This is a genomic window from Irregularibacter muris (genome assembly GCF_024622505.1).
GTDB lineage: Bacteria > Bacillota > Clostridia > Eubacteriales > Garciellaceae > Irregularibacter > Irregularibacter muris.
This window is the reverse complement of sequence record NZ_JANKAS010000001.1, coordinates 372930-386330: the sequence shown is the minus strand read 5'-3', so window position 1 is coordinate 386330 and position 13401 is coordinate 372930. Positions and strand designations below refer to the sequence as shown.

General features: G+C 36.0%; 10 protein-coding genes. 3 read left to right on the top strand and 7 right to left on the bottom strand.

Annotated elements, in window-relative coordinates; all coding sequences use genetic code 11:
* Positions 1-19 precede the first annotated feature (19 nt).
* Positions 20-1111 (bottom strand): redox-regulated ATPase YchF, encoded by a 1092-nt coding sequence (ychF, locus tag NSA47_RS01865; RefSeq protein WP_257529153.1) that lies wholly within the window; start codon positions 1109-1111, stop codon positions 20-22.
* A gap of 189 nt (positions 1112-1300) precedes the next feature.
* Here ychF and NSA47_RS01860 point away from each other — a divergent pair, with 189 nt between their 5' ends.
* Positions 1301-1750, top strand: a complete 450-nt coding sequence (locus tag NSA47_RS01860) for a DUF2935 domain-containing protein (protein WP_257529152.1) — start codon at positions 1301-1303, stop codon at positions 1748-1750.
* Between the two features lie 47 nt (positions 1751-1797).
* On the opposite strand, the gene NSA47_RS01855 is transcribed toward NSA47_RS01860, so the two are convergent.
* The 5 genes from NSA47_RS01855 to NSA47_RS01835 all read right to left on the bottom strand — a co-directional run bounded on the left by NSA47_RS01855 (position 1798) and on the right by NSA47_RS01835 (position 7975).
* On the bottom strand, positions 1798-3075 hold the full coding sequence (locus NSA47_RS01855; protein WP_257529151.1) for an MFS transporter: 1278 nt from the start codon (positions 3073-3075) through the stop codon (positions 1798-1800).
* A gap of 182 nt (positions 3076-3257) precedes the next feature.
* Positions 3258-5591, bottom strand: a complete 2334-nt coding sequence (locus NSA47_RS01850) for a xanthine dehydrogenase family protein molybdopterin-binding subunit (RefSeq protein ID WP_257529150.1) — start codon at positions 5589-5591, stop codon at positions 3258-3260.
* Positions 5592-6071: a (2Fe-2S)-binding protein gene (locus NSA47_RS01845; RefSeq protein WP_257529149.1), complete on the bottom strand. Its 480-nt coding sequence runs from the start codon at positions 6069-6071 to the stop codon at positions 5592-5594.
* Positions 6072-6082: 11 nt separating this feature from the next.
* Entirely contained in the window at positions 6083-6925 is an 843-nt protein-coding gene (locus NSA47_RS01840; protein ID WP_257529148.1) for an FAD binding domain-containing protein, read from the bottom strand.
* A gap of 192 nt (positions 6926-7117) precedes the next feature.
* Entirely contained in the window at positions 7118-7975 is an 858-nt protein-coding gene (locus NSA47_RS01835) for a YihY/virulence factor BrkB family protein (protein ID WP_257529147.1), read from the bottom strand.
* 449 nt (positions 7976-8424) lie between these two features.
* Here NSA47_RS01835 and NSA47_RS01830 point away from each other — a divergent pair, with 449 nt between their 5' ends.
* Positions 8425-10851, top strand: a complete 2427-nt coding sequence (locus NSA47_RS01830) for a transglycosylase domain-containing protein (RefSeq protein WP_257529146.1) — start codon at positions 8425-8427, stop codon at positions 10849-10851.
* Between the two features lie 103 nt (positions 10852-10954).
* Here NSA47_RS01830 and NSA47_RS01825 read toward each other — a convergent pair whose 3' ends face one another.
* Positions 10955-12031, bottom strand: a complete 1077-nt coding sequence (locus NSA47_RS01825; RefSeq protein ID WP_257529145.1) for a M24 family metallopeptidase — start codon at positions 12029-12031, stop codon at positions 10955-10957.
* 156 nt (positions 12032-12187) lie between these two features.
* Between NSA47_RS01825 and NSA47_RS01820 the strand changes: the two genes are divergently transcribed.
* The gene (locus tag NSA47_RS01820; protein WP_257529144.1) at positions 12188-13393 is read left to right on the top strand and encodes a DNA polymerase IV; all 1206 of its coding nucleotides are present in this window, start codon (positions 12188-12190) and stop codon (positions 13391-13393) included.
* Positions 13394-13401: the final 8 nt, after the last annotated feature.

Here is a 13401-nt window from a genome sequence, read left to right as displayed (position 1 = left end):
TAGGTATAATGGGCTGTATTTATACGTTAAATCGAAATAGAACTACATCCCCATCTTTCATTACATAATCTTTACCTTCAAGTCGGGTCAGTCCCTTCTCTTTTGCTGCACTTGGTGATCCCGCCTTTTTTAGGTCTTCAAAGGATGTAATTTCTGCTCTGATAAATCCCTTTTCAAAATCAGTATGAATCTTCCCTGCAGCTTGAGGAGCTTTTGTTCCTTCTGTAATGGTCCAAGCTCTGGTTTCCTGTGGCCCTGTTGTAAGATAAGTGATTAAGCCTAGCAATTTGTATCCTGCCTGAATGACTCGATCCAATCCAGATTGTTGTAAGCCCAATTCTTCTAAAAACATTTGTTTTTCATCATCTTCCAATTGAGCAATTTCCTCTTCTATCTTTGCACACACAAGAATAACTTCAGCATCATCATCCTTTACGTGTTCCTTAAGTTCTTTGACCATTTGATTTTCTTCGCCTACTAAATCTTCTTCTGATACATTGGCAATATATAATGTAGGTTTAGCAGTTAATAACTGCAATAACTTTACAAACTCCCATTCTTCCTCAGTAAAATCTTTTTCATGAATTAATCTATTGGATTCTAAAATCCCTTTAACCTTTTCAATAATTTCTAATTCCCTTTGCACCATTTTGTCTCCAGACTTTGCAACCTTTTTGCTTCTCTCTATTCTTCTTTCTAGCAACTCCAAGTCTGCAAAAATCAATTCAAGATTTATGGTCTCCATATCCCTTATAGGACCTACACTACCCTCAACATGAACAATATTTCCATCTTCAAAACATCTCACTACGTGAGCTATAGCATCTACTTCCCTTATATGAGACAAAAATTTATTCCCTAGACCTTCCCCTTTGCTTGCTCCTCTAACTAATCCCGCAATATCCACAAACTCTATGGCAGTAGCAATAACTTTCTGAGAGTTATTCATCACTCTTAACTCTTCCAATCTATCATCGGGTACTGTGACAACCCCTACATTTGGGTCTATCGTGCAAAATGGATAATTAGCAGATTCTGCTCCTGCTTTTGTAATGGCATTAAATAATGTACTTTTACCCACATTGGGTAATCCTACAATTCCTATTTTCATTTGTTCACCCTCGCTTCTTTCTTACAAAAATCTATGACTATTAAAGCACAAGCTTTATTATATACTAAACTTGTATTTCCTACAACCAACGTCAAATATGGACTTCCTTTTATTTTTTTAAAATCTATGGGTATATTTTCCTTTCTAAACATATTTATATAATGAAGGAATAAGAAAGGAGAAAATTTTATGCAATATTACAGTATCCCATTTTATTATTATCAAGTTCTTTATGAATTGAGATTTTGGGTATCTCTTTCTAGGGAGCATCCTTTATTTTTACAAAAAATGGCAAGGTGTCATAATATAATTATCAAAAAAGATATAAAAACCTCCTTACATCAACATTTTACTGCCTTTAAAAATCTCTATAAAGAGTTGAATTCTCTTCTTTCCCCCAGAGAGAATTACAGCATTCCCCCTATCCATCAGGATGCTTATTTTTATCAATTAACCCTACTATTAAAAGAGGTTTCCCAAGCAGATGTAAGATTTATTCATACCTTACAAGAGCTAGAATCCTTGACTGGGAGTGATTCTAGTTGGATCGTATTGATCAATCATATTGCCCTAGAACAAAGGCAATTGCTACAAATTTGTTCCAAGCATTCAATTCAGTTAAAATCCATGGGCTACTAATCATTATTTATTCTTTGAAAAGCTACCCTTTTAAAAAGCTCTAAATCTTAGAGCTTTTTTGCTTTTATCCTTCGTGGATCCTTTACATGGAACACTAAAATATATAACCCAATCATCATTAATACTATTGATACAGCCATTAAAGATCTATAGCTAAAATAATCCAATATTATCCCTCCTAGCAAAGGTGTTAGAGACATTAAAGGAGCAATCAAGGTGTTGGTCAATCCAAGATATGTAGGCCTTTCATCCTCACTACAAAATTCTATTACCATATTCATTTCAGACACATCTCTGGAACTTATAGCCGCACCATTGAGGAAAAATACAAGATATAATAAATAAATAGTATCTGCAATTAAAATCATAAAGGCTGAAGAAATAAATAATACTGTAGAGATTACCAATATTGCCTTATGCCCACTTTTGTCACTGATGTAGCCCCAGACAACACTAAATATTGACTGGGTTGCCAATAAAATTCCTGTAATAACCCCTATGGTTTCAGGTCCTATATTTAGTTGTTCCTTCCCATAGATAATATAAAAGGCATTGGCCATATTAAAAAATACGATGAAGGCTGCTGAAACAATATAGCGAGTGAAATTCTTATCCCCTTTTAATATGACAGGCAATCTCTTTAAATATTCTAGCATGGTGATATCTTTTGCATTTCGGGGTTTTCCTACCTCTTTCATACTAATCAAGAATAAATAAGAAACGGATGACATTACCCCTGCTATTAAAAATGCTAAGGTATAATTCATAGGAAATAAAAACCTTCTAAAGAGCCATGCTACGGCAAAGGATCCTATAAATTGCATTCCTCCTCCGATAAATTTTCGCAGTCCAAAAAATCTCCCCCTTAAATTAACGGGGATTACCTTGGCAATTAAATCTAACCATCCTGGGCTAAACATCCCACTTGTCACTGTATAGAAACCATACAATAAATAAAATGCAGCCAAAGTAAAGGTAGGATTTTGTTTTCCATAAGAATAAGTAATAAAGGCCATGATAAACCAAGGTACTCTTTGTAAAAAACCAAAAATACTAACATATTTCTTATTGTGGGAGGTGCCTTCCAAAATCTTTGCTCCAAACATTTGGGGGAGATATTTACCTAAAAGAGAAATCGAGGTAAGCATACCAATAATCACCCGTGAATCAGTAAATTCACTGGCAAAATAAGTTAGTATGGTGGGTAAAGCCACAAATCCCATCCCTCCAATGATAAAGATACCATCCATATAGCTGCAAAACCAATTTCTCTTTAAATGTCTCTGTACTTGTTTTTCTATTTCTTTTTCATCATATTCTTTCAATGTAACTCATCCTTTATCTTCTTACTTTTTATTTTTACTTCTTTACTATACCTACATCTTTAAAGGCTAATCTTGCTTTTCTAAAGCTTCTCTAGGTATAATCCTATCTTATAGATGCTTATAATTATACAATAAAATAAAGTCCAATATTGGACTTTATTTTATTGTATAATTATAATTTATTATTTTTTTAGTAATTCTTGTACTTTTTTACTTTGTTTTACCGCATTTAATATTCTTTCCTTGGTCAATGGCATGGTTTCTACTCTAACTTCTAAAGCATCAAATACCGCATTGGCAACTGATGGAGCACAGGCAACCATAGCAGGCTCTGCTACTCCTCTAGCACCAAAAGGTCCAGTTGGTTCTTCTATTTCAACCATTGTAATTTTCATTTCTGGAATATCAAAAGCTGTAGGAATTTTATAATCTACATAGCTTGGATTTTTAACCACTCCATGATCCAATACCATTTCTTCCCAAAGTATAGATCCTATACCTTGAACAATTCCTCCCTCTATTTGAGCTTCACAAAGTTGAGGGTTAATAACTTTACCCACATTAAAAGCAGCAGCTGTAGCAGGTACAGTGATATGTCCAGTTTCAACATCGATTTCTACTTCACTTACTTGAGCTCCATAGGTCCAGAATGCTGTTGGCTTTTCTCCTTGGCCAGTTTCAGGATCAGTATCCTTAACTTCTGGTGGAATGAAAGCTCCACGTCCAATAATTGGTCCATGAATACCAGATCCATCTGGCATAGTCAAGCCCATAGATAATTGGTCAAAAGGCATTTTCTTGCTTGAATCTGTTTTTGATACTACTGCTCCATCTTTTAATTCGAGTTCCTCAGGAGATACTCCTAATCCTTCAGCTGCTAATTCAATAAATTGATTTTTCGCATCTTCAGCTGCTCTATATACTGCATTACCAGCACAATATGTGATACGACTAGCAACGGTTTGCCATTCATAAGGTGTATTCTCGGTGTCCCCAGTAGTCATTAAGATTCTTTCTGGTGGCAATTGAAGTACTTCAGAAGCGATTTGCACTAGGGCAGTATCTGAACCCTGTCCTATATCCATTGCGGTTACTGATAAATGGGCAGTACCATCTTCATTAAATCGGATAATGGAGGAAGAAGGTACGTTGTTAGGCATAGAAGGTGCTTTAAAGGCAAGGGAAATTCCTTTTCCTCTAATTTTACCATCTTTAATCTCTAAGCTTACCTTTTGGTCCCAATTCATATCCTTTGTTACCGCATCAATACAGTCTACCAAACCAACATTGTGAACTTCTTGTCCAGTTACGTTATGGCCACCATCTTTTAGACAGTTTAGTTTTCTAAACTCAGCAGGATCCATTCCCATCTCTGCAGCAATAGCATCCATGTTTTGTTCGATACAGAAATGGATTTCTGACATACCAAATCCTCTATAAGGTCCGCCTACTGGATGGTTAGTATATACACATATAGAATCTGCCTTTACATTAGGAACATCATAAGGCCCTACTGATGAATAACCACCAGAACGAGCAATATTTACGCCATACTCTGTATAAGCTCCTCCATCCCAATAGTACACAATTTCTTGGGCAACAATTTTACCTTCTTTGTTTACACCCGTTTTCATTTTCCCTAGTAATCCTTGACGTACGAAACTTGCAATAAATTCTTCTTCTCTTGTATAGGTCATTTTTACTGGTCTTCCTAGACATCTTTGGGCCAAAGGAATAACAATTCCTTCCAATGTAGTACCAGCTTTTCCACCAAATCCTCCACCTACTTGTGGGGATACAACTCTTACTTTGTGAAGAGGTAAGTGCAACGCTGCAGCAAGAGCTTTTCTAACTGCATAGGGTGATTGACAACCTGCCCAAACATTGATTTTACCATCGGGTTCTGCTTGTGCAATAGTACAGTGAGTTTCAATAGGAGAGTGTTGAATTTGAGGCACATAGTACTCATTTTCAAAAACAAAATCTGCCTCAGCGAAGCCTTTATCAATATCTCCTTTTCTAATTTTATAATGGTTAGCAATATTGGTTCCAGCTTCAGGGAAGAAAATGGATCCATGTTTATAGTCGCCTAACTCCTCATGCACTAATGAGGCATCTGGAGCTATAGCATCTTTAATACTAAAAACACCAGGTAATTCTTCATACTCTACTTCGATTAAATCACAAGCTTCTTCCGCAATTGCTTCGGTTTCAGCTGCTACTGCTGCCACAGCTTCCCCTACGTATCTTACCTTGTCTACAGCAAGGAAAGTTTTATCTTCAAGGTATAAGCCTACTTTTGTTTTAACGTCTTGCCCAGTAATTATTGCTTTTACTCCTGACAATGCCTCTGCTTTGCTAGTATCTATGCTTACAATTCTAGCATGAGCAAGGGGACTTCTTTTTGCCTTAGCATATAGCATTTTAGACATTTTAATATCATCTGCATATTTCGTATAGCCAGTAGCTTTTCTTACACCGTCAACTCTTTTTACACTTTGACCAACAAAATTCATTTACGCTTCCCCCTGTTCCTTATTATTTTCAGCTACATCCATAATAGCATCTATTATCTTTTTATAGCCTGTACAACGACAAAGGTTACCACTGATGGCTCTTTTTACCTCTTCTCTCGTAGGATGAGGATTGTTTTTCAATAAAGCTTTAGCAGATAAAATCATACCAGGAGTACAAAATCCGCATTGTAGAGCTGCATGTTCAATAAAAGCATCTTGTAGTGGATCTAAATTATATCCATCTGATACCCCTTCTATGGTAGTAATTTCTTTGCCATCCGCTTCTACGGCTAGCATTAAACAGGCATTAGTAGCTTTTCCATCTACAAGAATGGTACAAGCTCCACATTCTCCTGCTCCACAACCTTCCTTTGTACCCGTTAAATCTAAATCTTCTCTTATATATTTTAGCAAGGTCTTATTAGGCTCAACTTGCTTAGTCAGTTTTTCACCGTTTATTGTAAAGGTAATTTCAAACATTTCTTTCCCTCCTAAGCTTCAATTAATTTTTTTATCGCTCTTCTAGTCATTACTTCTACCATTTCAGAACGATATTCTTTAGATGCACGAATATCTGTAATAGGTGTAGCCGTCTCTCTTGCTACCTTGGCAGCTTGTTCTATCCTATCCTCTGTTACTTCTTGATTGCTAATAATCTCTTCTGCTTTATACGCTCGAATAGGTGTAGCAGCAACCGCCCCTAAGGCTATTCTAAATTGACCATTGTCTTCTTTGAAAACAGCTACTCCTACTGTACTTAAATCAACTTCTTCTCTTCGGGCATTCTTAATATAGATCCCTTTTCCTTTGGTAGGAGGAATAGTGATAGATGTAACGATTTCACCCATTTCCAAAGTGTTGGTTCTTGGGCCCGTAAAAAATTCATGAATAGCAATAGATCTTCTACCATTTTTAGCATGATAAGTATTTACTTTTGCCTCTAGAACCAATAGAGAAGTAGCGGTATCTGCTAAAGGTGAAGCATTACAAATGTTTCCTGTAAGGGTTGCTCTATTTCTAATTTGAAGAGAACCTACTGTATGGGCTGCATCTGCTAAGAATGCATAGTTTTCTTGTATTTCTTTTATCTCTCCCAATCCATTCATGGTGGTCATAGCACCAATAGTGAGCCCTGTGTTTTCATCATAATAAGTGTCTTTTAATTCTGGAATACCTTTAATATCCACAATTGCCTCTGGTTGAATTAAGTTCTCTCTTAATCTTACAAGAAGGTCTGTTCCACCATTTAAGATTGTCGCTTTCGCTCCATTTTCAATGAGGATATTACTAGCTTCTTCCAGTGTTGTGGCCTTAACATAATTAAACGATTTCATGTTTTACCTCCTCAACTCTTTACATAGTTTTTATTAGTTTTTAATTTTTTTCTCTACAGTTAAAATTTCGACAAATTACTTCCGTCACCTTTGTGATCATTATACAAAATATCATCTATGAATATTGTACTTATTTATAGATAAATTATATTCATAGAATAAACATATACTTCATAAGTAGAGACCAAGCTCTCATGCCGTCTCCCTTTTAAGCCCTTCTTGCCTAAAATATTCAGCTGTAGCATTTATCTCTCCACCAATAATCAGAATCATTCCCGAGAGATATAGCCAAAGCATTAATATGATCACTCCTCCCAAACTTCCATAGGTGGCGGAATAATTTCCAAAATTATTTACATAAAATGAAAATACTAAAGATACCAGTACCCAACCTATGGCAGCAAATATGGATCCTGCAAAGATTTCCTTCCATTTTAATTTCTTGTTGGGAGCAATAAAGTATAATAAAGCAAATATCAGTACTAACAAAGCAAAGCTTCCTAATATTCTAGCAATATTCCAGAAAATCAGAAAAGAATGGGGTACTCCCAGGTAACTAAATAAATATTTTCCTATTAAATTTCCAAAGACGGATAATATTAGGGCAATACCGACAGCAGATACCAATCCCAATACCAAGAGCACAGAGATAAGTCGGTTTAAAATAAATCCCCTATTTTCCACTGCATTATAAGCCTTATTCAAGGCTTTTATGATGGCATTAATCCCGTTAGAAGCAGTCCATAGAGTCATCAATATGCTCATGGATAGTATATCTCCTCTTTTGGTGTCTAATACAGAAGTGATGGCATTTTGCACCAATTCAAACATTTCAATAGGAGCAATATTCTTAAATAGATCAATTACATAATGGGTTGAAATTGGCAAGTAAGCCAAAAGTGTGATTCCAAAGATTAAAAAAGGAATAATAGATAGTAAAAGAAAATAGGCTATTTGGGCGGAAAGTCCTGTTACCTCGTCTTCTTTAAGTTTTTTATAAAGATATTTTACAAATTCCTTATCGCTGATTTTGACGAAATGATATCCCATGAATTTCCTCACTTACTTTTATTGTTGTTATCATTTTTATATAACTATATACCCATTTTATCATACAAATCACTATATATTCATTCCTCTCTAACAGGATTAAAACATTCCTTAAATTGCTCTCTGTTTCTGGTATACTAATATAATGCTTACCTGCATATAATACATGATGATAGTTTAAAACTTCTTTTGCTTTTTTCATAATATTATTCATATTTCTCACTTGTAATATTATATATATATTGGTTGGGTAAATATTAATGAAGACAATAAAACAATATCTATACATAGTATATATTGATTCGACATAACCTTAAGGTATCCTTTATTTAATTAATCCTTTGTTTTTAGCGTACTTTTTTAAAAGTATATTTCATAACATTTTAGTTTTTATACATCCCCTAGGGGCATATTATATTAAGAAATAAATAATTGGAGGAGATTTGACCATGAAAAAAAACAGCATCACAAAATCTTTAAAATACATATTAATCGCTATTTTGTTTATTGCCTTTGTCCTATCAGGAACCACTATGGGACTAACTTATACCTATGTAAAAGAAGCTCCTCCCCTAGATATGAATAATTTCTTGTACGCACAACCTTCTGTTATCTTAGACGAAAAGGGTCAGTTCTACGAAGAACTACAGGGAAAGGAAAAAAGAGAAATTGTCACCGTAGAAGAAATCCCGAAACACGTCCTCAATGCCTTTATTGCTATTGAAGATGAAAGATTCTATGAGCATTCAGGCGTAGATATAAAGGGAATTAGCAGAGCTGCTCTTCATGGTTTGAAATCAGGAAATCTAACCAGTGCTGGTGGTAGTACCATTACCCAGCAATTAATAAAGCTAACTCATTTGAGCCCTAAAAAAGAACTTAGTCGAAAGATTAAAGAAGCCTATCTTGCTATTCAATTAGAAAAAACCATGGATAAGGATAAAATTTTGGAAGCCTATTTAAATAAAATTAATTTTGCCTATGCCCATGGTATACAAGCAGCTTCAAAGACATATTTTAGAAAAGGTGTGGATGAACTTTCTATAGCTCAGGCAGCTATATTAGCAGCTATTCCAAAGGCTCCTACCACCTATAAACCTTATATTATAGAAAAAAAGGAAGATGAAAGTTTTGCTATAGCCGTGGATAATGAGGGAAAAGTTGTGCATTCCCTCAATAATGAGAAACGAGCATTAACAGTACTTAGCAAAATGAATGAATTGGGCTTCATTAATGAAAAACAATATCAAGAAGCTAAAGCTCAGATTAAAAATAATGATTTTGGTCTGACCACTCCCTTAGAGCCCCCCTTGTACTCCTACTTTACTGACGCAGTATATGAACAAGTTCTAAAGGACCTTATAGAGGAGTACTATTCTGGCATACCCGAGGAGGAGGCCAAGGAGAAGGCAGCTGATTATCTGTTAAATGGAGGTCTGACTATCGCCTCTACTATAGACAGTAATATTCAATCCATCTTAGAAGAGAACTTCAAAAACGATAGCCTATTTCCCAAACAATCCTCTAGGGCTCAAAAAGCTTCCCAGGAAAAATCTAAGGAATTGGGCAGAGAAGTAAACTATACCCCTGAGGGAGCCATGGTGATTATTGAAAATTCTACGGGGAAAGTGAAGGGAATTGTGGGTGGTAGACATAAACAAAGTAATCTCTCTATGAATAGGGCTTTACGATCCTTTCAACCTGGTTCTGCCACAAAGCCTCTTACTGTATATGCCCCAGGACTTGAGGAAAAAACCTTGACCCTAGCCAATACCTACAATGATGCTCCCATCAATGTTAAAGGCTATAAACCTAGAAATGCCGGAGGTGGGTATTCAGGAATAACCACAGTACGAAATGCTCTATATAAGTCTATAAATACCGTAGCCGTGCAAGCTTGGCAAGATGTAGGACTAGAAAATTCTGTAAAGTATGGGGAGAAATTTGGCTTATCCATCGTAAAGGAAGGAAGTCATAATGATATGGTACCTGCTGCTCTATCCCTAGGAGGGTATACTCATGGTCAAACCCCTTTAGCTATGGCTAGTGCATTTTCCACCTTCCCTAATCAAGGCAAAAGGGTCTCTCCTACCTTTTATACTAAGGTAGTAGATTCCACAGGGAAGATTGTTTTAGAGCATGAGAGTGAGGAAATAGATGTTATCTCTCCCCAAACTGCTTACTTAATGACAGATGTCTTAAAGGATGTGCCCAAGGGAGGAACCACTAATTTATCTGTCCCTGGAGTAAATATCGCAGGAAAAACAGGAACTACAAATGAAAATATGCATGCATGGTTTGTAGGCTATACCCCCTATTACTCAGCAGCAGTTTGGTATGGGTATGATGAAAACCACGTTGTAGCCAATGGAAGAACTTATTATTTAAATATTGGCATATATGGAGGTTCTAAACCTGGGCCTGCCTCCATGTGGGAAAAGGTAATGACCGCTATTCACAAGGGCCTACCTGCAAGAGAGTTTCCCTCTATGCCAAGGGGGATTGTGACAGCCAATGCGCCCTATGGGGAACTCTTCATACAGGGAACTGTTCCCAAATATACAGCTCCCCCTAAGTCTCCAGATACTTCTGAAGATGAAAAAGAGGATGAAAAAATAGATGAGCCTTCTTCAGAACAAGACCCTCAAAAGGAGAAGCCACCAGCCCAGAAAGACCCCAAAGAGAAGCCTCCCGGAGAAAAGGAAAATCCTCCGGAGACTCCTCCAACAAAACCAGAAAAGCCCAAGGAGGAGACTCCTGAAGAAGACCCACCAAAAAATGAGGAGAAGCCAGAAGAAAAACCTTCTCCTCCTAAAGAGGAGAATAAAAAAGAATCCTCTCAAAATAGCAATAGTGAAAACAAAAAACTAGAATAAAAAACTGAAACTCAATCTAAAGCTAGTAATATCTCTTCATATTTCCCAATAAAAAACCTATTTTAGTCTTTTCTCTGGACAATGACTAAAATAGGTTTTTTTATTATTCGATAACTTGTAATTCCTTATTAAAATGATTTAAAACCTCATATCCATCTTCCGTTACCAAGACAAGATCTTCTATTCTTACACCCACTTCTCCCGGAATATAGATGCCGGGCTCTATAGAGAATATCATCCCTGGTTTCAACACTTCAGTATTGGTTGATGAAACATCTCCTTTATCATGGACCTCAATCCCTATAGAATGTCCCGTCCTATGGGTAAAATACTTTCCATAGCCAGCCTCTTCAATATAATTTCTTGTTGCTCTATCAATATCACAAAATTTTGCCCCAGGTTTTACTGTCTCTATACCTCTTTTATTGGCCTCTAAAACAACCTGATATACTTCTTTGGCCTTGGGTGACACTTCCTTATAAAATACTGTTCTCGTCATATCAGAGCAATAGCTATTTTTAAGACAACCAATATCCAGTACTATACTATCTCCTCTTTTTAATTTTGTGTGATCTGAGTTATGGTGTGGGTCAGCAGCATTGGCACCGTAACCAATAATGGGCGTAAAGGAAAATCCATCGGCCCCTATGTTTTTATAAATTTTATCTAATCTTGCGATCATATCCAATTCACTATGAGCATTAGAAATTTCATTAATTAATTTTCCCATGGCCTCATCATTTAATCTAGAGGCTTCTTTCATTAATTCAATCTCTTCTTGATCCTTCATCATTCTTAAATCATCTACAATAAAAGATCCATTAATAAATTGTGGGATAACCTTTTTATCCATAAGAGATATTAAAAAATGTGCTGGCCAGTTTTTATCTATTCCTAGAGCATGATCTTTGTCCAAGTAATTGATAAGAATGTCTATGGGATTGTCTGTATCATTAAACCAAATTTTTTCAGCTCCCAGCTCTTCTTCCACAGGAAAAAGCTCATTGATAAATAATTTGTGATTCCCCTGGATATTTATATATAATACTAACATTCTTTCTCCAGGGTGAATCCACTTTCCAGTCAAATAAAATATTGAAACAGGATCTGTGACTAGTATTTGACTTAGTTTAGATTCTTCCATAGATTTTAATACTTTTTCTAATCTTAAAGTCTTCATTTTCTTACCTCCTTAGGCACTTAAATTTTTGTTGGATTTTCCTTATCTGATGAATAAGCTTATAAATCCTAGCTTTTCCCTCCATGCTTTCTTTATCCATTCCCCTATTAGACTATGATATAATATAATCAAAGCAAAAGGAAGGGAAGATTTGTTATGCAGAAAGTGGTATTTCTTGTGGATATGAATGCCTTCTTTATAAGCTGTGAAATGACTAGAAATCCAAAACTCCAAGGGAGACCCGCTGCTGTGGCAGGTAGTCCCCAAAAGCGTACTGGCATTATTTTGGCTGCTAACTATGAGGCGAGAAAATTCGGAGTAAAAACTGCTATGGTATTACATAAGGCTTTAAAACTATGTCCTCACATGCTTTTGGTACCCCCTGATCATGAATTTTACCAAGAAAGGTCCAATGATCTAATGGCCTTACTGTCTAATTATAGTCCCCTTGTAGAGAAAAATAGTATTGATGAGGCCTGGCTAGATATGACAGGTACAGGGGGATTATTTGGTCCTCCTTTAGAGGCGGCAAAAAAGATTATGGAAGATATCCGGGTAAACCTTGGTCTTTGGTGTTCTATAGGAATATCCGAAAATAAGTTTCTTTCTAAGGTGGCTGCTGACATAAAAAAACCCTTAGGCATCACAGAACTTTGGCAAAAGGATGTACAAAAAAAACTGTGGCCTCTTCCCCTAAGATCCATGTACGGAATAGGAGAAAAGACCGCCGAGAATTTTTATCACATGGGGATAAAGACCATAGGAGAATTGGCAAAATCAGATCCCAATTATATCTATAAATCCCTTGGAAAAATTGGTGTCCAGCTACAACAGTATGCTAAGGGATTGGATTTTTCACCCGTTAAGATAAATTCCATAGAAGATATAAAGTCCATAGGTCGCTCAATGACTTTGCCCGAGGATATTACCCATTTAGAAAGTCTAAAGCATATTCTTATGGCACTTTCGGAAGATATCGGTAGGACAGCTAGAAAATATAATAAAAAAGGTCATAGTGTACAGATTGTCATAAAGTATTCAGACTTTAAAACCATCACCCGCCAAGTTACTGTAGCCCCTACTTGTTATACAAAGGACATCTATAATGCAGGCTTTGCCTTACTGAAAAAGAATATTCATCCTTCTAAAGCTGTGCGTTTGATTGGCATCACCCTGAAATCCTTTGATGAGGATCCTATCTCCCAACAGCTGTGTTTTTTTCAAAGAGTTCAAGAGAATAAGCATGAAAAAATTGATCAAGTCATGGATACTCTAAGGAATAAATATGGTTCGAATATTATCAGCAGAGCCACTTTAATGAAAAATTCAAAAACTACCCAAGAAACTGCCCAAGAGGAATAAAAGTTTTA

Bases quoted from the DNA above. Each gene is read 5' to 3' on its own strand.
- ychF (WP_257529153.1), bottom strand. From the start codon at position 1,111: ATGAAAATAGGAATTGTAGGATTACCCAATGTGGGTAAAAGTACATTA.
- NSA47_RS01860 (WP_257529152.1), top strand. From the start codon at position 1,301: ATGCAATATTACAGTATCCCATTTTATTATTATCAAGTTCTTTATGAA.
- NSA47_RS01850 (WP_257529150.1), bottom strand. From the start codon at position 5,591: ATGAATTTTGTTGGTCAAAGTGTAAAAAGAGTTGACGGTGTAAGAAAA.
- NSA47_RS01845 (WP_257529149.1), bottom strand. From the start codon at position 6,071: ATGTTTGAAATTACCTTTACAATAAACGGTGAAAAACTGACTAAGCAA.
- NSA47_RS01840 (WP_257529148.1), bottom strand. From the start codon at position 6,925: ATGAAATCGTTTAATTATGTTAAGGCCACAACACTGGAAGAAGCTAGT.
- NSA47_RS01835 (WP_257529147.1), bottom strand. From the start codon at position 7,975: ATGGGATATCATTTCGTCAAAATCAGCGATAAGGAATTTGTAAAATAT.
- NSA47_RS01830 (WP_257529146.1), top strand. From the start codon at position 8,425: ATGAAAAAAAACAGCATCACAAAATCTTTAAAATACATATTAATCGCT.
- NSA47_RS01825 (WP_257529145.1), bottom strand. From the start codon at position 12,031: ATGAAGACTTTAAGATTAGAAAAAGTATTAAAATCTATGGAAGAATCT.
- NSA47_RS01820 (WP_257529144.1), top strand. From the start codon at position 12,188: ATGCAGAAAGTGGTATTTCTTGTGGATATGAATGCCTTCTTTATAAGC.